At 70.2% G+C, this 23028-nt stretch carries 19 protein-coding genes; 12 read left to right on the top strand and 7 right to left on the bottom strand.

Translation table 11 applies throughout. The annotated features are described in order from the left end of the window. Positions 1 to 83 precede the first annotated feature (83 nt). Positions 84 to 281: a hypothetical protein gene (locus tag AB0D34_RS01570; RefSeq protein ID WP_362654793.1), complete on the bottom strand. Its 198-nt coding sequence runs from the start codon at positions 279 to 281 to the stop codon at positions 84 to 86. 368 nt (positions 282 to 649) lie between these two features. On the opposite strand from AB0D34_RS01570, the gene AB0D34_RS01565 reads away from it, so the two are divergent. Next, complete coding sequence (locus AB0D34_RS01565) at positions 650 to 1675, top strand: LacI family DNA-binding transcriptional regulator (RefSeq protein ID WP_362654790.1); 1026 nt, start codon at positions 650 to 652, stop codon at positions 1673 to 1675. Here the strand turns inward: AB0D34_RS01565 and AB0D34_RS01560 are convergent. Continuing rightward, positions 1658 to 5596 carry a glycosyl hydrolase gene (locus AB0D34_RS01560; RefSeq protein ID WP_362654787.1) on the bottom strand — a complete coding sequence of 1313 codons (3939 nt, stop codon included), beginning with the start codon at positions 5594 to 5596 and terminating at the stop codon, positions 1658 to 1660. The genes AB0D34_RS01565 and AB0D34_RS01560 overlap by 18 nt on opposite strands. Before the next feature lie 240 nt (positions 5597 to 5836). On the opposite strand from AB0D34_RS01560, the gene AB0D34_RS01555 reads away from it, so the two are divergent. Both AB0D34_RS01555 and AB0D34_RS01550 read left to right on the top strand, forming a co-directional pair. Beyond that, positions 5837 to 7135 carry an MFS transporter gene (locus AB0D34_RS01555; protein ID WP_362654784.1) on the top strand — a complete coding sequence of 433 codons (1299 nt, stop codon included), beginning with the start codon at positions 5837 to 5839 and terminating at the stop codon, positions 7133 to 7135. Positions 7136 to 7160: 25 nt separating this feature from the next. After that, positions 7161 to 8633, top strand: a complete 1473-nt coding sequence (locus AB0D34_RS01550; RefSeq protein ID WP_362654781.1) for an L-fucose/L-arabinose isomerase family protein — start codon at positions 7161 to 7163, stop codon at positions 8631 to 8633. A gap of 6 nt (positions 8634 to 8639) precedes the next feature. Here the strand turns inward: AB0D34_RS01550 and AB0D34_RS01545 are convergent, their stop codons facing one another. Continuing rightward, positions 8640 to 9356 carry an FCD domain-containing protein gene (locus AB0D34_RS01545; protein ID WP_362654778.1) on the bottom strand — a complete coding sequence of 239 codons (717 nt, stop codon included), beginning with the start codon at positions 9354 to 9356 and terminating at the stop codon, positions 8640 to 8642. A gap of 281 nt (positions 9357 to 9637) precedes the next feature. Between AB0D34_RS01545 and AB0D34_RS01540 the strand changes: the two genes are divergently transcribed. Genes AB0D34_RS01540 through AB0D34_RS01515 form a run of 6 tightly spaced genes read left to right on the top strand, consistent with a single transcriptional unit; the run spans position 9638 to position 16288 of the window. Further along, positions 9638 to 10534 carry a proline iminopeptidase-family hydrolase gene (locus AB0D34_RS01540; RefSeq protein ID WP_362654775.1) on the top strand — a complete coding sequence of 299 codons (897 nt, stop codon included), beginning with the start codon at positions 9638 to 9640 and terminating at the stop codon, positions 10532 to 10534. Positions 10535 to 10551: 17 nt separating this feature from the next. Next, complete coding sequence (locus AB0D34_RS01535) at positions 10552 to 12270, top strand: ABC transporter substrate-binding protein (RefSeq protein WP_362654772.1); 1719 nt, start codon at positions 10552 to 10554, stop codon at positions 12268 to 12270. After that, positions 12258 to 13283, top strand: coding sequence for an ABC transporter permease (locus tag AB0D34_RS01530; RefSeq protein WP_362654770.1), 1026 nt, complete (start codon positions 12258 to 12260; stop codon positions 13281 to 13283). The genes AB0D34_RS01535 and AB0D34_RS01530 overlap by 13 nt, the downstream gene beginning before the upstream one ends. 2 nt (positions 13284 to 13285) lie before the next feature. Next, positions 13286 to 14254 carry an ABC transporter permease gene (locus AB0D34_RS01525; RefSeq protein ID WP_362654767.1) on the top strand — a complete coding sequence of 323 codons (969 nt, stop codon included), beginning with the start codon at positions 13286 to 13288 and terminating at the stop codon, positions 14252 to 14254. Next, on the top strand, positions 14247 to 15275 hold the full coding sequence (locus tag AB0D34_RS01520; protein ID WP_362654764.1) for an ABC transporter ATP-binding protein: 1029 nt from the start codon (positions 14247 to 14249) through the stop codon (positions 15273 to 15275). Before AB0D34_RS01525 ends, AB0D34_RS01520 begins: the two co-directional genes overlap by 8 nt. Continuing rightward, positions 15272 to 16288, top strand: a complete 1017-nt coding sequence (locus tag AB0D34_RS01515) for an oligopeptide/dipeptide ABC transporter ATP-binding protein (RefSeq protein WP_362654762.1) — start codon at positions 15272 to 15274, stop codon at positions 16286 to 16288. The genes AB0D34_RS01520 and AB0D34_RS01515 overlap by 4 nt, the downstream gene beginning before the upstream one ends. Before the next feature lie 47 nt (positions 16289 to 16335). Here AB0D34_RS01515 and AB0D34_RS01510 read toward each other — a convergent pair whose 3' ends face one another. Then, positions 16336 to 16806 carry a carboxymuconolactone decarboxylase family protein gene (locus tag AB0D34_RS01510; RefSeq protein WP_362654759.1) on the bottom strand — a complete coding sequence of 157 codons (471 nt, stop codon included), beginning with the start codon at positions 16804 to 16806 and terminating at the stop codon, positions 16336 to 16338. Positions 16807 to 16916: 110 nt separating this feature from the next. Here AB0D34_RS01510 and AB0D34_RS01505 point away from each other — a divergent pair, with 110 nt between their 5' ends. Then, positions 16917 to 17390: an NUDIX hydrolase gene (locus AB0D34_RS01505; RefSeq protein ID WP_362654756.1), complete on the top strand. Its 474-nt coding sequence runs from the start codon at positions 16917 to 16919 to the stop codon at positions 17388 to 17390. Between the two features lie 12 nt (positions 17391 to 17402). Here AB0D34_RS01505 and AB0D34_RS01500 read toward each other — a convergent pair whose 3' ends face one another. Then, the gene (locus AB0D34_RS01500; protein WP_362654754.1) at positions 17403 to 18095 is read right to left on the bottom strand and encodes a restriction endonuclease; all 693 of its coding nucleotides are present in this window, start codon (positions 18093 to 18095) and stop codon (positions 17403 to 17405) included. 142 nt (positions 18096 to 18237) lie between these two features. Further along, a complete protein-coding gene (locus AB0D34_RS01495) occupies positions 18238 to 19296 on the bottom strand; it encodes a cellulase family glycosylhydrolase (RefSeq protein ID WP_362654751.1) in 1059 nt (352 codons plus the stop codon). A gap of 148 nt (positions 19297 to 19444) precedes the next feature. Here AB0D34_RS01495 and AB0D34_RS01490 point away from each other — a divergent pair, with 148 nt between their 5' ends. Next, complete coding sequence (locus AB0D34_RS01490) at positions 19445 to 20488, top strand: LacI family DNA-binding transcriptional regulator (RefSeq protein WP_362654748.1); 1044 nt, start codon at positions 19445 to 19447, stop codon at positions 20486 to 20488. Between the two features lie 69 nt (positions 20489 to 20557). Then, positions 20558 to 21844: an MFS transporter gene (locus tag AB0D34_RS01485; RefSeq protein WP_362654745.1), complete on the top strand. Its 1287-nt coding sequence runs from the start codon at positions 20558 to 20560 to the stop codon at positions 21842 to 21844. Here the strand turns inward: AB0D34_RS01485 and AB0D34_RS01480 are convergent. Next, the gene (locus AB0D34_RS01480) at positions 21793 to 23013 is read right to left on the bottom strand and encodes a cytochrome P450 (protein WP_362654743.1); all 1221 of its coding nucleotides are present in this window, start codon (positions 23011 to 23013) and stop codon (positions 21793 to 21795) included. The genes AB0D34_RS01485 and AB0D34_RS01480 overlap by 52 nt on opposite strands. Between the last annotated feature and the right edge of the window lie 15 nt (positions 23014 to 23028).

Below are 23028 nucleotides of genomic sequence, written 5' to 3'. Positions count from 1 at the left end.
ACTGTGATCGGCGGACATCCGGAACCGGACGACCACGGGCCCCGGATCCGAGGATCCGGGGCCCGTGGGGCGCGCCGTGTCGGTCAGCCGACGAACACGTTGGTGTTCACGTTCGCGGCGATGCCCTTGGCCGAGACGAGCGCGTCGACGTCGGCGCAGACGGCGAGCGGGCCGGCCTCGATGTGGAGACCGGAGGCGGCCGTGACGGCCACGCCACCGGAGATGCTGTCGAGGTCCGCGTCGTGGATCTCGGTGGTGGCGAAGTGCGGGGCGGAGTTCATGGCGCGCGTTTCCTTTCGCGGAAGCAATGTCGAGGACGACCCCCGGATCGAAGCATGCCCCGAGCGTCACTGCCAGTCACCCGACGCAGGTCAACGCGGGCGGCTTCACCAGCGTCGCAACCCGCTCACCGAACACCCCCGTTTCTTCACGCACTTCGCCATCGTGCCGACACGCAAAAGGCGTGGGTCGGCACAACCGCGGCCACGACTCGGTCTTCCCTCGCCCCAACGGTGAACGGTGTGCAGGTTCACCGGATTTTCGATGACGGCCCGGCGGGATTCCCCGGGCTCTCACGGATTCGAAAAACGTTTCACATCCGGCGAGGGTAGACTTGCGTCGCCTGGTCGTAAGGCCGAACAACAAGGGGGTGGACGTCATTTCGGTTCGCCCCGCCCGTATCCAGGACGTCGCGGCAGCCGCCGGGGTCTCGGTCTCCACGGTGTCGAACGTCCTGAACCGGCCCGAGCGGGTCAACGCCCGCACCGCAGAGCGGGTCCGCGTCGCGGTCGCCGCGCTCGACTACGTCCCGCACCCGGGAGCCGCCGGGCTGCGCACCGGGCACTCCTCGTCGATCGGTCTCGTCCTGCCCGACGTGGCCAACTCCTTCTACTCACGTATCGCGCGCGGTGCCGCCGACGCGGCCTACGAACACGGCTACTCCCTCGTGCTGTGCGACAGCGGGGACGCGCCGGAGCGGGAGCAGGGCTACTTCACCATGCTGGTCGAACAGCGGGCCGTGGGTGCGGTGGTGGTCCCGCTCAGCGCCGATCCCACCAGGCTCACCCGGCTGCGGGAGCGCGGCATCCCGCTGGTCCTGGCGGACCGTGCGCTGCCCGCCCAGGAGGGCTGCTCGGTCTCCGTGGACGACATCGCCGGCGGTCGAATCGCCGTGCAGCACCTGCTGGAGAGCGGGGCGCGGGGCATCCTCGTGGTGAACGGCGACCGCACCATCCGCCAGTGCGCCGACCGCTACCAGGGCGCCCGCCAGGCGGTGCGCACCCGGCGCGAGGCCCGCCTCGGCCAGGTCGTCGCCGAGGAGATGACGGTGGCGTACGGCAGCGAGATCGCCCGCAGTCTCGACGAACTCCCCGACGGGGTCTTCTGCACCAACGACTTCCTCGCCGCGGGCCTGTGCCGTGCGCTGGGCGAGCTCGGAGTGAAGGTCCCCGAGGACATACAGGTGGTCGGCTACGGCGACCTGGACATAGCGAGCTTCGTGGGCACGACCCTGACGACGGTCCGGCAGCCCGTCGAGGAGCTCGGCAGGGCGGCCGTGGAGATGCTCCTCGACGAGGTGGAGGCCCGCGCGGAACACGCCCACGAGACCCGGGTGTTCGCACCGGAACTGGTCCTGCGGGACTCCACGCGGGCGTCCTCAGCCACGCCTTTCTAGCCGCACCGGCCCCAGCAGCCCCGAGGGGAGCTGGGAGGGGAAGGCCCAGGCGGTCGGCGTGGCCTCGGCGAGGTACGGGGCCAGGGTGTTGTGGACGGTCACTTCGAGGCGGACGGTACGCCCGGCGCTCCCGCTCAGTTCGAAGCGGTACGGCGCGCAGAACGCCTCGCCGACGAGTTCGCCGTCGACGCACACCTCGACGCTGCCGCGCACCCGCCCCAGATCCAGCACCGGGTCCGGCCCGGCCGGCACCTCCAGTGTCCGCGCATAGGTCACACCTCCGCTCCAACCGCCGAGTCCCAGCTCACCCCACTCCCCCAGCGGCAGGGGCGCCGGAAGGGTACGCAGACGTACGGGTCCCTGCCAGGCGGAGCCGCCGCGCAGAACAGCCGTGGGAGCGGTGACGACCTCGAACTCGGTAGCTTCGGAGCATGGTTGATCCAGCTTCAGTTCTGATCCGCGCAGCGGTAGTTCATGGCCGTCAGCCGTCCTCACCCGTGCGGGAAGCTTGAGCGGCAGGTCGAGTGACACGGTCCCGGGCGGGACGGTGAACCGGAAGCGCTGTTCGCTCTCCTGGAGTTCGTCGGTGGCCCGGAGCGGCAGGACGGGGGAGCCGAGCGCGGGAGGCCCGGCGAGCCACTCGGCCTCGGGCAGGGGATGCGGCCGTACCGTCGCACCACAGTGCTGCAACTCCCCCCACCTGCCCTCGTGTTCGACGGTGAACCCGTGCCACTTGCCCGTCACGGCCTCCCAGCCGGGGCCGCTGACCAGGGCGGCGGTGCCCGCCACGAGGTCGACGAACACCGGGTCACGTGCGTCCACGCTGTCGGCCACGACGTCGAGGACGTGATCACCGCCGTTCAGCGTGAGGTCGTGCCGGAAGAAAGCCGGCACCGCTCCCCAGTCGGACTCGTAGTACTCGACCTTCTCCTGCCGCGCCACGACGGCCCCGTCGAGCAGGACGGTCACGCCGACCGCGGCACCCACGACGAGGACGGCGGCCGCGCCCTCCTCCGGGACGCCGATACGCCCGCGGTAGGTCACGCGGCCGTCCGGGCTCACACCCTCGGGTACCCGCATGAACAGCGGGCGCGGCACGAACCCGTCCGGGTGGGAGAGACAGAAGTAGCTGCCCAGCGGGGTGTCGGCGGCGCCCGAAATGGTCTGCGGCCGGTCCTGGGCGTCGGCCAGCTCGTATTCGAGCACGTTGTGGGCCCGTTCGACCTCCACCCGGCCGGACGCCAGATAGCCCCCGCCCGTCTCCAGCCTCCTGCCGTTCCACCACACACGCTTGGTCGCCGCCGCGCCGACGTGCAGATCGGCGGGCCCGCGGTGGTCGGTCTCCACGACGGCCCTGACCCGGGCGACGGTCCCGCTGACCGGCACCGGCACCCGCACGAACTCCTCAGGCACCAGCCCCTTGTTGCCGAGCAGTCCGTCCGGGTCCGGGATGCCGCGACTCGACGAGTACAGCGAGACACCCCAGTCGGCGGGCGCCAACTCCCGTGTCCTGTCGAGGACTTGTGCGACATCGGTAGCGTCCAGAGGAGCCGGGGCCTCGGCGGCGGGCACGGGAGGCAGGACTCGGACCCGGTTGCCGTAGGTCGCCCGCGCCTGCTCCCAGGGGCCCTCGCCCTCGGCCCACCGCATGGTCCAGATCTGCGGTTCGGCGACGGACGATCCCGCGGGCAGCGCCAGATCGCCCCAGGTGTTGTCCATGGTGGCGACGAGGCGCCCCTCCCATCCGGCCGAGAGGTCGAGCGGCTCCGAGGGCTCCGACCGCTCCGGGTGGGGTGGCGCGGTGTCGTTCGCCGGAGGGCCCTCACGCCATACGACGAGGGCGGCGGGGGCACCTGCCAGCGGCACCTCGATGGTCGAGACGCCGTCGGTGACGGTGACGCGTCCGGGAGTGCGGTGGCCGGTCGCCGGGTTCCAGATCTCGGCCTCGGCGACCGGGCCCCGCACGGTCACGGAGGAGGTACGGGCGTAGCGGGCGGGATCGATCTCGTGGCGGCCCCTCGGTGGATGCGTACGGGCGTCGGGGAACGCCCCGGTGACCAGCGCGACCGCCGCGTCACCCTTCCTCCTGACCAGCAGCGGCACCTCACCGGTCGCATACCCGCAGGCGTCGGCGACCGCCGCCGCACCGGCCTCGGCGTCGGCGGCCCGCTCAAGGCGCGGGTGAGCCAGCAGGTCGGCCACGAAGGTGTCGTCACCGGCCAGTCCCGCCGCCTGCGCCGGTGGGCGGCCCACGACCACGACCCGCCCTCCGGTGTCCAGGAGCTCGGTCAGCCGGCGGGCCGTCTCCGCCTCCAGGACGCTCGCCGACGGCAGGAGGACCGCGGTGTACGCCAGGTCCCTGACGCGCAGGGCCCCGTCACCGGCCTTGGCACTCTGGACCGAGGCGTCGTCGATGACGTCGAAGGAGATCCGGTGGCGGTCGAGGGCGCCGGTGCGCGGGTGGAGCCAGTTGTTGGTGCCGCACAGGTCCAGGTAGTGACGCTGGGTCTCGTCGATGAGTGCGTCGTCGAGGCCGCTGCCGCCGAAGTGCTTCACCGGTACGTCGACGGGGATGTGGGCCTGCATGGTGGCGCTGGGGTGCAGGACCGCCACGTCGGCGCTGTAGGTGCCCCAGGACAGGATCGAGCAGATCCGGGCGACGGCCCGGGAGAAGGCCGGGTACTGCCGCCAGTAGGGCTGACGCCAGTCGGTGGACGGCGGCGCCCACTCGAACCAGCCGCCCGCGGTGCCGAAGTAACTGGCGTGCGGGTTGTAGAGGTTGGCGCCGCTGCGAAGGAACGGCAGCAGCCAGTCGTAGGTCTCCTCCAGGGTGCCGCCCCAGCCGGAGGAGTGGAACGACTCGATCCAGACGCGCTCGTGGCCGTAGAGGTGGGCCATGGAGGAGTGCACCTTGGCGTCGCCGTGGTGGTCGCTGCCCGCGGCGCTGTACCAGCGGTGCGTGCGGAAGTAGTCGGTGTAGAGCTGGGTCGACTGGGCCGGGTACCCGGAGCGGGCGGGGTTGCTCTGGTCGCAGCCCAGGAGGAGGCCGCGCTCCTCGTGCCAGGCGGCGAGGGGGCGGAACAGGGCCTCCTCGGTGAGTTCGGCGCGGACGGCGTAGTAGTCGGCGCGGATCTTCCGGGTCCGGGTGGAGTCGTCTCCGGAGAAGAGAGCGGGCAGGTGGTCGAGGAGGTCGTAGCCGCGCCGGGCCCGGAACTCCTCGGGGAATCGGCCGGTCCAGGAGTTGGTGGCGGGCAGCTCGTCCTGGAAGCTGCCGGCGATGACGTTGCCCAGATACTCCGGGACGCGGCGGTCGTACTCGTGATGGATGGCGTCGAACAGGAGACCGACGGCTGCGGGGTTGAGGTAGTCGAAGGCCGAGGGCACGGCGAGGACCAGGCGTACCTCGGTGCCGTCGGCGGCCTCGATCCGCGCCGGGCCTTCCTGACCCACCGGGGCAGGCAGCCGCGCACCCTCGCTGTCGTACGCCCCCAGCAGTGTCTCCGTGCCCTGCAGCGCGACCGTGCCGCCTGATACGACCGCCCGGCGCGAGCGCAGGGCGCGGCCCGCCGAGTCGGGGTGGCGCCGGGTGATGCTTCCCTGGACGTTGGCGCCGGAGAAGCCGATCTGGTCGTAGAACCACAGGCGCGTGCCCAGGTCGCCGGCGATCTCGCAGGCGTCCGTGAACCGGGCCCACCACTCCTCGCCGAACCACACGGGGTCGTCGGTGCGGGCGCCGAAGGTCGGACCCGCGGGGGCCAGATTGATCACCACGAGGTTGTGGACGCCGCCGTCCGCGAACCGGCGCAGCTGCCAGGCCAGGCGGTCACGGGTGACCTTCGCGCCGGACCACCACCACAGTGGGGCGGGGCCGAAGTCGCGGGGCGGGTTGTCGAACAGCTGTCGCAGAGCTGGAGAGATCACGGATGGGTCCTTCCGACTACGGCCCGGACGCTCTCACGGATCAAAAACGTTTTACGTCAGCCTCACCGTAGGACGGCCGGGCGGCGCCCGCCAGAGCTGCGGGGCCGTCAGGTCGTTTCCACGGATGGCCGCATGACGTCTTGTTGGAACGTTTTTACCCTCCTATAGTCGCTGGACATCGGCCGAGAACAGCGACGTCCCCCTCCGCTCGGACCCTCTCTCCCCAGACGGAGCCGCATCATGGCCCGAACCTCGCCTGCCCCAAGCCAGCCGGAACCACCCATCGAGAAGCGCCTGTGGAAGGTCGCGACCCTCTCCGGCATGGCGTCCTATCTCGATGCCGCACTCATCGTCAGCATCGGCGTCAACCTGGCCATCTATCGCGACGCCTACGACATGGGCGTGTGGATGGCCGGTGCGATCAGCGCGATCGTCACCATCTGCATCGCGGTCGGCTCCCTGGTCGGCGGGCGGCTCGCCGATGTCTTCGGCCGACGCCGCCTCTACAACCTGGACATCCTCTGCTACGCCCTCGGGGCGATCATCATCACGCTGGCACCCGACGACATCACTCTTCTGGTGGGTGTCCTGCTCGCCGGTCTCGCGGCCGGTGCCGACCTGCCGACGTCCCTGGCCGTGGTCTCGGACGCGGCCCCGGACCACGCCCGGGGGCGGCTCATCGCCTTCACCCAGGTCATGTGGATGATGGGCATCATCGTCGTGGTCTTCGTCGGCTTCGCGCTGTCGGACGCCGGCATGCTCGGGGCCCGGCTCATCACCGGCCATCTGGCGGTCGCCGCACTGGTCACCTGGCATCTGCGCTCCCGCCTGGAACTGGCCGCCGGACCGGATCCGGAGCAGGACCGGGTCTCATTGGAGAAGCCGGCCGAGGAGCAGGGTGTCGCGCTGAAGAACGTCTGGACCCGGGCCGCTCTGGTGCCGATGCTCGCGACCTTCGCCTTCTACGTCACCTGGGGTCTGGGTGCCAACACCATCGGCCAGTTCACGACGTATCTGCTGGTCACCGTCAGCGGTGCCTCGCAGAGCGTGGCGACCGGCATCAACCTGGCCTGTCTCCCGATCGGCCTGCTGCTGACGCTCGCCTTCGTCCGGATCGCCGACGGTCCGCGGCGCGACCGCATGTTCTACGCCACCACGGTCCTGCAGATCGCGGCCTTCGCCATCGCCTCACTCACTGTGGGCTCCATCGTGGGCTTCCTCGTCTTCTACGTCCTCTACCAGCTGTGCTATCCCTTCGCGGGCGAGGCCAACTACAAGGTGTGGTCGCAGCTGACGCTGCCCGCGGACACCCGGGGCACCACGCAGGGGATCACCTATGCCGTCTCGCGCGGTGTCTTCGCGGGCGTCGCGTTCGTCACGCCCGCCCTGCTCGACAAGAGCCCGAGCCTGTTGCTCTGGGTGATCACCGGCTGCATGGCGCTGTCGGCGGTCGCGGGCGTCTACATCGTGCGTGTCCTCGTTCCTCGCGCGTCCCCGGCCGCCACCGCTCCGGCGGACCTCAAGGTCGCGCAGACCTGAACCGAATCCCGAAGGAGCGCCGACCATGGCGACGACCGAACCCCTCACGACGTACGCCGGTGAACGGGAAGGCGTGCTGGGTGAATTGCTGCCGCCCGTTGCCCGCCGCCGACCGCGGATCGGGCTGGTGTCCGGCGGGCTCGGCACGTACTGGCCGCAGTTCCCGGGGCTGCTGCCCCAGTTGAAGGAGTCGGCCGCGTATGTCGCCGAGCGGCTGGGGCAGTTGGACGCGGAGGTGACGGACGCCGGGTTCGTGTCCGACGCACAAGAGGGCGCGGTCGCCGCCGAACAGTTGCGGCGCGCCGACTGCGATCTGATCGTGCTGTTCCTGACGACCTACCTGACCTCGTCGATGGTGCTGCCGATCGCCCAGCGCACGCACACCCCGGTGCTGGTCGTCGACCTCCAGCCGTCCGAGCGGATGGACCACGCCTCCTTCGACACCGGCGACTGGCTGGCGTACTGCTCGCAGTGCTCGGTGCCGGAGGTCGGCAACGTCTTCCGCCGGGCCGGGATCCCGTTCCGGTCGGTGTCGGGCTGGCTGCGGCAGGAGTCGGCGTGGCGGCGTGTCGAGCGGTGGGTGCGGGCCGCGCAGGTCAGGGCCGCGCTCCGGCACGCCCGGCACGGCCTGATGGGGCACGTGTATCCCGGGATGCTGGACGTGCAGACCGATCCGACGCTGCTGTCGGCGACCTTCGGCTCGCATGTCGAGGTGCTGGAGTTCGACGATCTGCGGCACCGGGTGGAGAGGGTGACCGAGGCTCAGACCCGGGAGCGGGTGGAGCTCGCCCGGCGGATCTTCACGGTCGACGAGAGCGTGGTGGACGAGGACTTCGCGTGGGGCGCGACCGTGTCGGTGGCCCTCGACCGGCTGGTGGAGGACTTCGGCCTCGACACCCTCGCGTACTACCACCGGGGTCTCGACGGTGAGCAGCACGAGCGGCTCGGCGCCGGCATGATCCTGGGCGCCTCGCTGCTCACGGCCCGGGGGGTGCCCGCCGCCGGGGAGTACGAACTGCGCACCAGCCTCGCCCAGTTGGCCTCGCAGAGTGTCGGCGCCGGGGGCTCCTTCACGGAGATCCAGGCGCTGAACTTCGAGGACCGCGTGGTGGAGATGGGCCACGACGGACCCGCCCACCTCGCGCTCAGCGCCCGGGATCCGCTGCTGCGCGGCCTCGGTGTCTATCACGGCAAGCGCGGTTGGGGTGTCAGCGTGGAGTTCGACGTCCGGCAGGGGCCGGTCACCCTGCTCGGTCTCGGTCAGGACGCCGACGGCAGCCTGTCCTTCATCACCTCCGAGGGCACGGTCGTGCCCGGTCCGCTGCTGGAGATCGGCAACACCACCAGCAGGGTCGACTTCGGCCGGGATCCCGGTGAGTGGGTGGACGCGTGGAGCGCCACGGGGGTGGGGCACCACTGGTCGCTGGCGGTGGGGCATCACGGCGCGGATTTCGGGGCGGCGGCGAGTCTGCTGGGGATCGATCACCGGGAGGTGTGACCGGGCTCAGGAGGGCTCCCCACCCCGAACGCGGGCCAGAACGTCGCGGATCATCTCGGCGCTGATCTTGAAGTGCTGCCGCGCGATCTCCTCGGCCCGCTCCGGCTCACCCGCCTCGATGGCGTCGTAGAGCGCCTTGTGGTCCTCCCCACCCTGATGGAAGTGGGTCCGCTCGGCCTTCCCCCAGGGCTCGACCGGGAAGCCGAGACTGGTCCGCGCGAGCAGATCGCGGCTGAGCATGACGATCTGTGGGTTGCCCGTGGCAGCACGGACGGCCTGATGGAAGGCGCTGTCCGCCGTCTGCTCGCCGCGCGGTGTGCGGGCGGACAGATAGGCCGACAAGGCGTCCCGCATGGGCTCGAGGTCCTCGGAACGCCGACGCCGGGCGGCCGTCGCGGCCACCATGCCCTCCACCAGACCACGCAGGTCGAAGAGCTGCTCGAACTCCTCCCACCGAGGCACCAGGGTGTGCCGGACCGCGGCAGCTGTCGACTCGGTCCAGCTGTCGCGGACGTACGCCCCGCCGTTGCGGCCTCGGCGGATCTCGACGACGCCGACAGCCTGCAGACGCGCAATCGCCTCACGCACGGTGGGACGGCTCACTCGCAGCAGCCCGGTGAGTTCACGCTCAGCCGGCAGCCGTTCGCCTGGGAGGAAGTCGCCTACCGCGATCGCCGTGAGGAGTCGGTCGCAGACCTCGTCGACCGCCGAGGCCACGCGCACCGGGCGCAGCGCCGATGACGGGGCGTCGCCAAGGAGGACGCGGTCGAGGACGCGTGCGTACTCGTCCCCGGGTCCGGGTGCGGATGTCAGTTGCCCTCCCGTAAGTCGCCGTTCCTGTAAACGAACACGGGCCATGTGAACCCGCCGTTACGTCTTTCCCTGCCCCAGCTAAAAGGTCTTGTGGACTGACCTTTTACCGCCCCACTATCTCACCCATCCGTCACACCCAACTATTTTCAGACAGCGGTCGGCTGGTTCCGACCGGTCTGGGAGGCTCTCGCGTGGCGATCCCCGAACCGAACCACACCGGAACCGTCGACTTCAACGGCAATTCCACCTGGTACCGGATCACGGGCGAACCGGGCAGGACACCCCTGGTGGTCCTGCACGGCGGACCCGGCGCCGGTCACCACTACACGCTCAGCATCGCGGGCATCTCCGAGCAGGGCCGTCCCGTGATCCACTACGACCAGCTCGGCACCGGGTTCTCCACCCATCTGCCCGACCGCGGCGCCGACTTCTGGACCGTCCAGCTCTTCCTCGACGAACTGGACAACCTGCTCAAGGAGTTGGGCATAGCCGACGGCTACCACATCCTCGGCCAGTCCTGGGGCGGCATGCTCGCCGCCGAGCACGCGGTACGGCGGCCGCCGGGGCTGCGCGGGCTGGTCATCGCCAACTCCCCCGCGTCCATGGAGTTGTGGCTGGAAGCGGCCGCCGAACTGCGCGCCGAGCTCCCGGAGGAGGTCCAGCGCACCCTGCACGCCCACGAGGCGGCCGGGACCACGGCCCACCCCGACTACCGGGCGGCCGAACAGGTCTTCAACGAGCGCCATGTGTGCCGCCTGAGGCCCAACCCGCCCGAGGTGCAGGCCACTTGGGACAACATCGCGGCCGATCCAACCGTGTACCACACGATGAACGGCCCGAACGAGTTCCATGTCGTCGGCACTCTCAAGGACTGGTCCGTCATCGACCGGTTGCACCTGATCGAGGTGCCGACCCTGCTGGTGTCCGGACGCTTCGACGAGGCGACCCCCGAGACCGTCCGCCCCTTCGCCGACCACATCCCCGATGTGCGCTGGCACATGTTCGAGCACTCGAGCCACATGCCGCACGTCGAGGAGGAGGAGCTCTACCTCCGGATCGTCGGCGAGTTCCTCGACTCCACCGACTGATCCGGGAGTTGTCTGCCATGTCCCGCACCACCAGACGGGGCGCGCTCGCCGCCGCCACCGTCGCCCTCACACTCACCGCCGCCTGTTCGTCCTCCTCGGGCTCCGGCTCCTCCGCCGACCCGAGCGGTTCCGCCTCCGGGTCCTCCGCCTTCCAGGCCCAGCACAAGGGCGGCACCCTGAAGCTCGTCGCCCACGCGGCCGCCGGCAGCTTCGACCCCCAGGTCAACTACACGCTCCAGTACTGGCAGTTGTTCCAGTCGATGTACGACGGCCTGCTCGCCTTCAAGAAGGTCAACGGACAGGAGTCCTTCACCGTCGTCCCCGACCTGGCCACCGCCATGCCGAAGGTGACCAACGGCGGCAAGACCTACACCTTCACACTCCGCAAGGGCATCACCTTCTCCAACGGCAAGGCTCTGACCACGGACGACGTGGTGGCGTCCTTCCAGCGCATCTTCAAGGTCTCCAGCCCCACCGCGGGCACCTTCTACAACGGCATCGTCGGCGCCGACGCCTGTCTGAAGACGCCGGCCTCCTGCACCCTGTCCAAGGGCGTGATCGGTGACGCCAAGACCAACACGGTCACCGTCAACCTGACCGCCGCGGACCCGGAGTTCGAGTACAAACTGGCCGTCCCGCACGCCGTCGTCGTACCGAAGGACTCGCCGGCCAAGGACGCGGGCACCAAGCCGCTGCCCTCGACCGGCCCGTACATGGCGGCGTCGTACGACCCCAACCGGGCGCTGAAGCTGGTGCGCAACCCGCACTTCAAGGAGTGGTCACGGGAGGCGGAGCCGCAGGGCTACCCGGACGCCATCGACTACACCTTCGGGCAGACCGTCGAGTCCGAGGTGACCGCCGTCGAGAACGGCCAGGCGGACTGGATGTACGACCCGCCGCCCGCCGACCGCCTCAACGAGATCGGCACCAAGTACGCCTCGCAGGCGCATGTGAACCCGCTGACGGCGTTCTGGTACGCGACGCTCAACGTCAACATGGCGCCGTTCAACAACAAGTTGGCGCGTCAGGCGATCAACTGGGCCGTGGACCGCTCCGCCGTGGTGCGGCTGTACGGCGGCACCAACCTCGCCTCCCCGGCGTGCACGATCCTGCCGCCGGGCTTCCCCGGGCACGTCGACTCCTGCGACTACACCAAGGGCGGCGGTACGACCTGGAAGGCGGCGGATCTCGCCAAGGCGAAGGCGCTGGTGAAGCAGTCCGGTACGGCGGGGCAGGAGGTCGGGATCGTCACGCAGGACGACGACGTCAACAAGTCGATCGGGCAGTACCTGCAGAGTCTGCTCACGCAGTTGGGGTACAAGGCGACGCTCAAGCCGCTGTCGGGGAACATCCAGTTCACCTACATCCAGAACACCAAGAACAAGGTGCAACTCGCCCTGACGTCCTGGTACCAGGACTATCCGGCGGCCTCCGACTTCCTCAACGTGCTGCTGTCCTGCGCGAGTTACCACCCCGGCAGTGACTCCAGCATCAACATCTCCGGGTTCTGCGACAAGGGCGTCGACGCCAAGATGCAGGCCGCGCTGAAGACCATGCAGACCGACCCGGCGAGCGCAAACAAGCAGTGGGGCGCCATCGACCAGCAGATCATGGGCGAGTCCCCGGTCGTCCCGCTGATCAACCCGAAGATGATCGACTTCACGTCGACACGGGTCGGCAACTACCAGTTCAGCAAGCAGTTCTACATGCTGGTCGGGCAGCTGTGGGTGAAGTGACCCTCGCCCCGTCGCCAGGGGTCCGGCGCTCGCCGGGTCCCTGGCGGACCGCCGCCGGCGACCTGCTGCGCAACAGGTCGGCCCTGGCCGCGGCCGCGGTGCTGCTCCTCGTCGTGCTGGCGACCGTGTGCGCCCCGCTCTACGCGGACCACATCGCCCACAGCGACCCGTTCCAGTCCCACATCTCCGGCTCCACGGTGGTGGACGGCAGGACCGTGCCGGTGCTCACCCCGAGCAGCACCGGCCTCGGCCTCGGCGTCACCCCGATCGGCCCGACCTGGGACCCGGCCCACTACTTCCTCGGCGCCGACAACCAGGGGCGGGACGTGATGGCGCGGCTGCTGTACGGCGGCCGTACGAGCCTGTTCATCGGGTTCACGGCGGCGCTGCTGACCTGCGTCATCGGAACGGTCGTGGGAGTCGTCGCCGGGTACGCGGGCGGGGTCGTGGACGCGGTCATCTCCCGGATCCTGGACGTGATCTGGGCGTTCCCGGTGTATCTGCTGGCCATCTGCCTGTCGGTGGTACTGCTCACCAACGGTCTCAGGCTGGGCCCGGTCACCGTGGACGCGGGAAGCCTCTGGCTGCCCGTCACGATCATCGCGGCGATCTACGTGCCGTACATCGCACGGCCGTTGCGCGGTCAGGTGCTGGTGCTGCGGAACAAGGAGTACATCCAGGCGGCCGTGGGTTCGGGTGCGCCCACCTCGCGCATCCTGCGTCGGGAGGTGCTGCCGAACGTGGTGCCCACCGCGATCGTGTTCGTCCCGTTGATGACCGCGCTGGCCATGCTCACGGAGTCGGCGCTGTCCTTCCTGTCCGTCGGCGTCCAGCCGCCCGACGCCAGCTGGGGCACGATCATCGAGGACGGCCTGGGGCTGCTCTACACCCGGCCCGCCGTGACCATCGCGCCCGGTCTGCTGATCGCGCTGACCACGGCCGCACTCAACGTCCTCGGCGACGGCGTGCGCGACGCGCTCGACCCGAGCGCCCGGCTGCGCGGAGGAGTGTGACCATGCTCGCCTTCGCCCTCAAGCGCTTCGGCTCGGCCCTGCTGGTGATGTTCGCCATCAGTGTGCTGGTGTTCCTGATCTTCTTCGCCACCCCGGGAGTCGATCCGGCGGCCAGGATCGCCGGCCGCAACGCCGACCCGGCCACCCTCGCGCAGGTGCGGCACTCCTTCGGCCTCGACCGGCCGATGCCGGTCCGCTATCTGCTGATGATGCGCCACCTGCTGATCGACCGGGACCTGGAGTCCTTCGTCAACCGCGGCTCACGGGTCATCCCGCAGATCATCCAGGCCACCCCCGTGACCCTGTCCCTGGTAATCGGCGCGGCCCTGATCTGGATGACGGCCGGCATCCTCATGGGTACGGCCGCGGCGACCCTGCGTGGCAAGGCCGCCGACCCGATCATCATGCTCGTGGGCGTGGTCGGGGTGTCCCTCCCGGCCTACTGGCTCGGCGAGGTCGTCAACCTCCTCACCCAGAAGCAGCTGCACGACTCGCTGTTCTCCTGGGTGCCCCCGCCCGGTTACGTCGGCCTCGGCCAGGACCCCGGCCAGTGGGCGCTGCACATGCTCTTCCCCTGGCTGACCCTGGCCCTGCTGTACGCCGGGATCTACGCCCGGCTGCTGCGCGGGGAGGTCGTCACCGCGCTGAACGAGGACTACGTCCGTACGGCCCGCGCCAAGGGTCTGTCCGAGCGACGGATCCTGATCCGGCACGCCCTGCGCTGCTCGCTGATCCCGATCGTGTCGCTGTTCGGCCTGGACTTCGGAGCGCTGGTGGGCGGGGCCGCGCTCCTCACCGAGGTGGTCTTCGGCCTCCCCGGCATCGGCAAGCTCACCTTCGACGCCCTGCAGAACCTCGACCTGCCCGTGATCATGGGCACGGTCCTGTACGCGGCGTTCTTCGTGGTCCTCGCCAACGCCCTGGTGGACATCCTGTACGCGCGACTCGATCCGAGGGCCCGCCATGCCTGAACCCCTGCTGGACGTACAGGACTTGAGCGTGCGCTTCCGCACCCGCCAGGGCCTTGTCACCGCCGTCGACGGTCTCTCCTTCTCCGTCGCGCCCGGTGAGGTCCTGGGTGTGGTGGGCGAGTCGGGCTCCGGCAAGAGCGTGTCGATGCTGGCCGTACTGCGTCTGCTGACCAGCCCGAACGTGAGCGTGTCGGGCGAAGTCCGCTTCCGTGGCCGTGACCTGCTCACCCTGTCGGACAAGGAGATGCGTGCGGTGCGCGGCCGGGAGATCGCGATGGTCTTCCAGGACCCGATGACCGCGCTGACACCGGTGTACACCGTCGGCTGGCAGATCGCCGAGGCGATCCGGGCGCACGAACAGGTCTCCCGCAAGGCGGCACGAGCCCGTGCGGTCCAGCTGCTCTCCGACGTCGGTATCCCGGACGCGGCCTCGCGGGTGAACGCCTATCCGCACGAGTTCTCCGGCGGGATGCGGCAGCGCGCGGTCATCGCGATGGCGCTCTCCTGCGGTCCTTCGCTGCTGATCGCCGACGAGCCGACGACCGCGCTGGACGTGACGGTCCAGGCGCAGATCCTCGATCTCATGCGGGACCTCAACCAGCAGGGCTCCGCGATGGTGCTCATCACCCACGACATGGGTGTGGTCTCCCAGATCGCCGACCGGGTCCTCGTCATGTACGGCGGCCGGGCGGCCGAACAGGGCCCGCGGCGGGCGGTGTTCCACGGTCCGCGGCACCCGTACACCTGGGGCCTGCTCGACTCGGTGCCCCGGGTGGGCGGTACCCGGCTGCGGCGGCTCCCGACCATTGCCGGCACACCCGTCTCACCGGGCACGGTCCCGGAGGGCTGCGCGTTCGCGCCGCGCTGCCGACTGCGGCACGAGCAATGCGAGGAACGACCGGCGCTGACCGCGGGCCATGGCGATGCCGCACATCTGGACGCGTGCTGGCTGCCGCCCGACGACCGCGCGGGCTTGCGGCATGGGGCCGAGGACGATGTGAACACGGAGGCGGTGTCATGACAGCACAGGAGTTCGTGACGGTGGACGTGCCGGCACCCCCCGGCGAGGTGCTGCTCCGCGCCACGGACGTCACCAAGCACTACCCCGTACGCGGCAGACGTCAGGTACTCCGTGCGGTCGACGGGGTCTCCTTGGAGGTGCGCGGCGGCGAGACCCTCGGCGTCGTGGGTGAGTCCGGCTGCGGCAAGTCCACGCTGGGCCGCTGTCTGGTCCGGCTCACCGAACTCACCGGCGGGCGTGTCGAGTTCGACGGGCAGGACATCTCGACGCTGTCCACGCGGCGGTTGCGGCCGGTGCGGCCCGGCATGCAGCTGGTCTTCCAGGACCCGCAGGCCTCGCTCAACCCCCGCCGCCGTGCCGGAGACATCGTGGCCGAGCCGCTGCTGGTGCACCGGTACGGCGACGCGGCCGCGGTCCGCCGCCGGGTCGGGGAGCTCTTCGACGTCGTAGGACTGGCGGCGGCCCATCTGGACCGGTATCCGCACGAGTTCTCCGGCGGTCAGCGTCAACGCATCGGTATCGCGCGGGCGTTGGCGACGAATCCGAAGCTGATCGTGGCCGACGAGCCGGTGTCCGCGCTGGACGTGTCGATCCAGGCGCAGGTGCTGAACCTGTTCGCCGACCTTCAGGAGGAGTTCGGCCTCACGTATGTCTTCATCGCGCACGATCTCGGTGTGGTCCGTCATGTGTCGGACCGGATCGCGGTCATGTATCTCGGAGAGATCGTCGAACTCGCGGGGACGGAGGCCTTGTACTCGCAGCCGGCGCACCCCTATACCCAGGCCCTGCTGTCTGCGGTCCCGGACATCGACGACGGGACGGTCACGGAAGGGGGGCCGCGGGAGCGGATCGTGCTGAGTGGTGAGGTGCCGAGTCCGGCGGACAAGCCGACGGGGTGTCCGTTCCGTACGCGGTGCCCCTATGTCCAGGAGCTGTGTGCGGTGGAACGTCCGCGGCTCACGGCGACGGTCTCCGGTCGCCAGGTGGCCTGTCACTACCCGCTGGCCGGCTGAGGGCCCGGGGTCTGCAGCCCCCGGGGCCGGCCCAGCGGCCGTCAGGTTCAGCCGAACTGGCCCACCACGTAGTCGCCGGCCGGCTGCTGGGTCATGACGTTCAGCCGGTTGAAGGCGTTGATGACGGCGATCAGGGAGACCATGGCGAGGAGTTGCTCCTCGTCGTAGTGCTTGGCGGCGTTCTCCCAGATCTCGTCCGGGACGCCGGTCCCGTCGGCGAGGCGGGTGCCCTGTTCCGCCAGCTCCAGCGCGGCGCGCTCGGCCTCGGTGAAGACCTTGGCCTCACGCCAGGCGGCGACCATGTGGAGGCGCTGCGTGGTCTCGCCCGCGGCGGCGGCCTCCTTGGTGTGCATGTCGAGGCAGAACCCGCAGCCGTTGATCTGGCTCGCACGGATCTTCACCAGTTCCTGGGTCGTCATCGGCAGTCCCGAGTCGGTGACCACCTTGCCCGCCATGGCGAAGTGCTTCAGCAGCTTGCCGGCGAGCGGGCTGGTGAAGACGTTCAGTCGGGCTTCCATGGTGTGCTCCTTTGCCGTTGTCGTTGGCTACACACCTATGACTGAATGGCCCGGCGGATTGTGACATGGATGAATGTGACCTGCGTCTCCCTGGGGTGGTGTTGTTCGGGATGAGCTTCCGACTCGCGGCGTACGCCGTGTGCATCGAGGACGGGCAGGTGCTGCTCGCGCGTTTCGTGGCGCCGGACGGCGACAGCACCTGGACGCTTCCGGGCGGCCGGGTCGAGCATGCGGAGGACCCGTTCGACGCGGTGATCCGGGAGGTCGCCGAGGAGACCGGCTACGACGCGATGGTGGCGCGCCTGCTGGGCGTGGACTCGCGGGTGATCCCGGCGGCCGAGCGGCGCGTGCCGGGGCTGCCCGACCACCAGAACGTCGGGATCTTCTACGGAGTCCGTGTCATTGGCGGCGAGCTGCGGCCCGAACCGAACGGCGAGACCGCCGAGTCGGTCTGGACACCGATCACCGAGGTCAGTCGTCTGCGCCGGTCGTCACTGGTCGACGTCGGCCTCGCGCTGGCGCGCACTCTTCCGGCGTCGGGTCATGTCGACGCCGTCCCGGTCGGCGGGCTGATCCAGCACTGAGGTCAAGCGCCCTCAGCCGCCGTACGCCTTCTTCCAGCGGACCCGGTGCCGTGCGTCTCCCTGGCCGCGGCCGTTCACCTCGCCCAGGGACTTGAGGGAGGCCCCGTTGTTCCACAGGCCGAGCAGGTCGCGGTGCACGGCGAGGATTCCGTGCTCCAGGGCGAACTTCTCGGAGGGGCGGGTGAAGCGGCTGGTCGTCACGAACACGGCCACGTCGGCGCGGAAGTGCACCCGGGCGCCCAGCAGATCGCGCAGCTCGCGGTTGGGGATCGCCCTGCTCGGTGCGTAGCGTTTGCACTGGACGACCATCGTGCGGCCGTCCGGGAGCCGGCCCAGGACATCGGCGCCGTTGTCGCCCGCGCCGCCCACCCGCCGGACCTCCGTGCATCCGTCCCGCCGGCACAGGCCCGCGACCAGTTCCTCGAACTCGGTGCCCGTCATGGCATCCACCTGGGTGAGGGTCCGCCGGCCCGCCTGCACCGCCTCCTCCTGCCGCCAGAGGCGGTCCCCGCCCCTCAGGAGCCGGTCCGTGCGCCACAGCCGCCAGGTGATCGCCGCGACGACACCGACCGCGACGACACCCAGGACATACGGCCACACACTCGCCCAGAACACCACCGCGAGGAGCAGCGCCGCCGCGCCGCCCCAGGACAGCTGCCGTGCCCGCCGTCCGCGAGCGGCCTTACCCCGTCGACGCCCGGCCATGGCGGCCTCCCCCCCCTGTGCTCCCTACAAGGAGTCTGGGCAGCTCAAGGGGGCGTGAGAAGGGCGCGAGTCGGCCATGTCCGGATCGTGGTGCGGGAGCGGCCGCGGTACCCGAAGGCACCGCGGCCGGCTGGGAGGCGGGTCAGCCCTTGACGGGCTTGCCGCTACCCCACGCCCAGGCGAGGCGGTCCGCGCCGGACTGGTTGGTGGTCTCCAGCCACGGCCGGTTGGCCGGGCCGACGAGCTTCTGCACCGAGTAGATGTCGTCGGTGCGCAGGCCCGGCCAGTACACCGAGCCCATCTTCAGCTCGCGGAAGGTGTCGGTAACCGCCTGGATGAAGTTGACGAAGTTGTCGTCCGGGGTCTTCACGTTGTAGTTCAGGCCGGTCGTCATCGGGGCGCCGAACTCGTCGGCCACGGTCCGGTTGGCGCAGTCGCCGATGCGGACCTTCAGGTCGGCCACCCACTCGTCGTAGGTGGCGTACGACTTCCAGAAGCCGTAGTGGTGCAGCGACAGGTAGGTGCCCTTCAGGCGCGGGTCGGCGCACACCGTCGTGACGTGGTCGTTGTAGCCGGCGCCGCTGACGAAGACCCGGTTGCGCGGCACCGACTTGTAGGTGTCCAGCCACTTCGCGGCGATGTCGGCCCACTCGGTGTCGGTGTAGCCGTGCGGCTCGTTCATCGGCTCGAAGTAGACCCGGGAGTTGCCCTGGTAGGCCTTGACCACGGTGTTCCACATCGGCCAGTAGGTGGCCTCGTCGTCGATGAAGCCGTCCCTGCGGTCGCCCGTGCCCTCCCAGTAGGACACGATGACCTTGAAGCCCTGCGCGGTCGCCGCGTCGATGACACCCCGGTACGACTTCCAGTACGAGCCGCCCACGGTGTACGGGTTGATCGGCAGCCGGACGGTGTTGGCGCCGAGGTTCGCGCGGAACGCCGCGATGATGCGGGTCGCCTTGGTGTACGTCTGGGCGTAGGTGTCGGTGGTCGACAGGCCCGACAACTGGAGCTCGTCGTCGGCGAAGTTGTCGCGCGGGTCGGCCCAGTTGACACCCTTGAACTGGGTCGTGTCGGTGGTCGGCGCGGCGGCGGAGGCGGGGCTGCCGGTGAGGGTGGCGCCGCCGATCGCCGCGATCGCGACGGCGACGAGCGAGGCACGCAGCCTGGGGGTACGACGGGCGCTGGTGGGGGTCTTGCGCATCGACCAATCCCTTTCGGAATGACAGCATGTTTACGTAAACATGACGGCGCCGGAATCGTGGCATCCGCTCCTGCGGCCGTCAAGGTTTCCCACACGTAACATCCGGTGCGAGACGCAACACATTCGTGTGCGGACGGAGGAGGCAGCAGTGGTGGAGCGGGGAGGTTCCGGTGTCCCCGGTGGGCGGCGCAAACAGCGGGTGTCCATGGCCGACGTGGCCAGGCTCGCGGGCGTCTCCTCGCAGACGGTCTCGCGCGTCTCCAACGGTCAGCCCGGGGTGATCAGCTCGACGCGCGAGCAGGTCCTGGCGGCGATGCGGGAACTGGGCTACCGGCCCAACAGTGCCGCACGAGCCCTGCGGTACGGCCAGTTCAACACCATCGGGGTGATCCTGTTCAGCCTGTCCTCGACGGGCAACAGCCGCACGGTGGAGGCGATCGCCACGCACGCGGCGGCCGAGGGGTACGCGATCACCCTGATCCCCATCGACGTCCCCACGCAGGACAACGTCCTCGGGGCGTTCACGCGCATGGGCGAGCTGGCGGTCGACGCCGTGATCGTCATCATGGAGATCCACCTCCTCGACACCGGGACGGTCCAGCTGCCGCCCGGGGTGCATGTGGTCGTGGTGGACTCCGACGCCGGCGACCGCTACAGCGTGGTCGACACCGACCAGGCGGACGGTGCGCGGAAGGCCGTACGGCATCTGCTCGATCTGGGACATCGGACCGTATGGCATGTGACGGGGCCGCAGGCGTCCTTCGCGGGGCAGCGGCGGGCCCAGGCCTGGCGTGCGGTGCTCACGGAGGCGGGGTGTCCGGTGCCGCCCGCGGTGTACGGGGACTGGTCGGCCGAATCCGGTTACGAGGCCGGGCTCGTGCTCGCCGAACAGCCGGACTGTACGGCGGTGTTCGCGGCGAACGACCAGATGGCCCTGGGTCTGCTGCGGGCGTTCCACGAGCGGGGGCGGTCCGTGCCGCACGACGTCAGCGTGGTCGGTTTCGACGACATCCCCGACGCGGCGTTCTTCGTGCCACCGCTCACCACGGTCCACCAGGACTTCGCCGAGGTGGGGCACCGCTGTGTCCAGAAGGCACTCCAGCAGATCCGCGCGAGCGGCGGGGCGGAACCGGGCACCGACCTCGTCCCCACGAGCCTGGTGGTGCGAGGGAGTACGGCTCCACCAAGGTGACGACGGTGATCGTCTCGCGGACCCCACGTCGGTTGACCTTGCCCCAAGGACAGCCCACAGCATCGCCGCATGGTGCGAGGGAAACGGGTACTGGTCGACGTACGACCGCTGCGGGGGGGTGGGTTCCGGCGGTTGTGGGCGGCCGGGATCGTGACCGCTCTGGGGGCTCAACTCACCGCGGTCGTGGTGCCGTTGCAGATCTACGACTTCTCGGGTTCGTCGGCGTATGTGGGGCTGGCCGGGCTGGTGGGCCTGGTGCCGATGGCCGCTGCGGCGCTCTGGGGAGGGGTGCTCGCCGACGTACGGGACCGGCGGCGGGTGCTGCTGGGGACCACGACCGGCATCGGTGTGACGTCAGCGCTGCTGTGGGTCCAGGCGTGGGCGGATCTGCGGTCCGTCGGTGTGCTGCTCGTCCTGGTGGGTGTCCAGCAGGCCCTGTTCGGTGCCCACACCGCGGTGCACAGGGCCGTGACACCTCGGCTGGTGCCCCCGGAGCTGCTGCCCGCCGCCAACGCGCTGCAGTCGACGGTCGTGCTGTCCGCCGGGATCGCCGGACCGCTGCTGGCCGGCGGACTGCTGCCGGTCGTGGGGAGCCGGACGCTGTATCTGGCGGACGCCCTCACGGTCTGCGCGACGGTGTGGGCCGTGTGGCGGCTGCCCGCGCTTGCTCCGGTCGGCGCCGGTGCGCGGCCGCAGACCACGAGTCTGCGGCACATCGCGGACGGCGTACGGATTGTGACGAGCCGTCAGATCCTTCTGGTCGTCTACCTCTCCGACTTCGCCGCGCTCTCCCTGGGCCTGCCCACGGCGCTCTTCCCGCAGGTGGCGGCGGAGACCTTCCGCGCGTCGGACATCGGGGTGTTGTACGCCGCCCTCTCGGCCGGTGGGGTGCTGGCGGGGCTGTTCTCCGGGGCGTTCACCCGTGTCGGCCGGCACGGCGTAGCGGTGGCGGTCTCGGCTGCTGTGTGGGGCCTGGCGGTTGCCGGCTTCGGGCTGGCCCACTCCCTGGTCTCCGCGGTGGCTTGGCTGCTGGCGGCCGGTGGAGCGCTCCTGGCGCTGGGGGTCTTCCGCAGGACGGTCCTGCAGAGCGCCGTTCCCGACGAGATGCGGGGCCGGCTCCAGGGGATCGACACGGTGGTGGCCGCCGGGGGCCCACGGCTCGGCGACCTGCTGCACGGGACGGTCGGCGCCGGCCTCGGCGTCACGTGGACCGTCGCGGGCGGCGGCGTCGTGACGGTCGTGACCGCGCTCCTCCTGCTTCTGCTGTTCCCCGGGTTCCGACGTCATCGGGCCGCCCCTGAGCCTCACTTCAGGGTCAGCGGCAACTCGCACAGGCCGTTGAGGAAGTTGGAGTAGACCGGCTTGGACGGGCCGGTCTGTTCCAGGTGCGTCACCTGGTCGCGCAGGCCTTCCAGTACGGCTCCGATCTCGGCGCGGGCGAGGTACGCACCGAGGCAGAAGTGGGGACCGTAGGCGAAGGTGCAGTGCTTGTTGGGGGTGCGGTCCAGGCGGAGTTCTTCCGGGGCCTCGAAGACCCGGTCGTCGAAATTGGCGGAGGCGTTCCACACGGTCACGATGTCGCCGGTGCGGATGGCGTGACCCGCGATCTCCGTGTCGACGGTGGCCGTACGGCCCGAGTGCAGCGCCGGGGTCGTCCAGCGGAGCATCTCCTCCACCGCCGTATCCGTGCCGACGTCGCCGCGCTTGAGCGCCCGCCACTGGTCGGGGTGGTCCACGAGGGCGAGGGCGGCGCCGATCATGGACAGCCGGGCCGTCTCGTCGCCGCCGAGGATCAGGCTGTAGCAGTTGAGCATGATCTCGTCGTCGTCCAGCGGCACGCCGTTCACCCTGCTGCCGGCGAGCAGCGCGATGACGTCCGCGTGGCCGCTGTCGCGGCGGTCCCGGGCGAGGCCCGCGAAGTAGAGCAGGATCTCGCTCTTGGCGATCCACGCGTCGGCCGCGGTGCCGTCGGCGTCGTGGGAGCCGAGGGCGGAGGAGGTCAGGCTGAGCACATGGGCCCGGTCGCTCTCGGGGACGCCGAGCAGATCGCAGATCGCGCCGAGGGGGATGCCGGCGGCCACGTCGGCGGCGAAGTCGCAGCTGCCCTTGTCGAGGGCCTCGCGCAGCAGCCGGTCGACCGTGCGGCGGACGCTCGCCACGACCGGTTGCAGTGCGCGGGGGGTGAACGCGGACATCAGGACGCGGCGGAGTTCTCGGTGCCGGTCCCCGTCGGTGATCGCGAGCATGCGTCCGGCCGCGGAGTCGCCGCCGGCAAGGAGGGTTTCCAGGACGTTGCCGCCCTCGGAGGTGAAGGTGCTGTTGTCCCGGTACACGGAGGTCAGGTCGGCGTGCCGGGTCACCACCCAGAACCCGGGGGCGGTGTCGGTGGCCGGGTTCCAGTGGACCGGCTCATGCTTCCTCAAGTGGCGCCACACGGCGGACAGTTCGTTCTCGGCGTGCAGCCGCGGATCCGCCAGGTCCAGGGTGTCGAGCTCTTCCGGGGCGATCGCCCGCCGTGTGGTCATCGTTCAACTCTCCCT

The sequence above is a fragment of the Streptomyces sp. NPDC048420 genome (assembly GCF_040651535.1).
In the GTDB taxonomy this organism is placed as follows: Bacteria; Actinomycetota; Actinomycetes; order Streptomycetales; family Streptomycetaceae; genus Streptomyces.
This window is presented reverse-complemented; position numbering and strand designations above follow the sequence as displayed.

Coding starts and splice junctions, on each gene's coding strand:
- AB0D34_RS01570 (WP_362654793.1), bottom strand. CDS start 281: ATGAACTCCGCCCCGCACTTCGCCACCACCGAGATCCACGACGCGGAC.
- AB0D34_RS01555 (WP_362654784.1), top strand. CDS start 5,837: ATGGCCCGAACCTCGCCTGCCCCAAGCCAGCCGGAACCACCCATCGAG.
- AB0D34_RS01550 (WP_362654781.1), top strand. CDS start 7,161: ATGGCGACGACCGAACCCCTCACGACGTACGCCGGTGAACGGGAAGGC.
- AB0D34_RS01535 (WP_362654772.1), top strand. CDS start 10,552: ATGTCCCGCACCACCAGACGGGGCGCGCTCGCCGCCGCCACCGTCGCC.
- AB0D34_RS01525 (WP_362654767.1), top strand. CDS start 13,286: ATGCTCGCCTTCGCCCTCAAGCGCTTCGGCTCGGCCCTGCTGGTGATG.
- AB0D34_RS01520 (WP_362654764.1), top strand. CDS start 14,247: ATGCCTGAACCCCTGCTGGACGTACAGGACTTGAGCGTGCGCTTCCGC.
- AB0D34_RS01515 (WP_362654762.1), top strand. CDS start 15,272: ATGACAGCACAGGAGTTCGTGACGGTGGACGTGCCGGCACCCCCCGGC.
- AB0D34_RS01510 (WP_362654759.1), bottom strand. CDS start 16,806: ATGGAAGCCCGACTGAACGTCTTCACCAGCCCGCTCGCCGGCAAGCTG.
- AB0D34_RS01505 (WP_362654756.1), top strand. CDS start 16,917: ATGAGCTTCCGACTCGCGGCGTACGCCGTGTGCATCGAGGACGGGCAG.
- AB0D34_RS01500 (WP_362654754.1), bottom strand. CDS start 18,095: ATGGCCGGGCGTCGACGGGGTAAGGCCGCTCGCGGACGGCGGGCACGG.
- AB0D34_RS01495 (WP_362654751.1), bottom strand. CDS start 19,296: ATGCGCAAGACCCCCACCAGCGCCCGTCGTACCCCCAGGCTGCGTGCC.
- AB0D34_RS01485 (WP_362654745.1), top strand. CDS start 20,558: ATGGTGCGAGGGAAACGGGTACTGGTCGACGTACGACCGCTGCGGGGG.
- AB0D34_RS01480 (WP_362654743.1), bottom strand. CDS start 23,013: ATGACCACACGGCGGGCGATCGCCCCGGAAGAGCTCGACACCCTGGAC.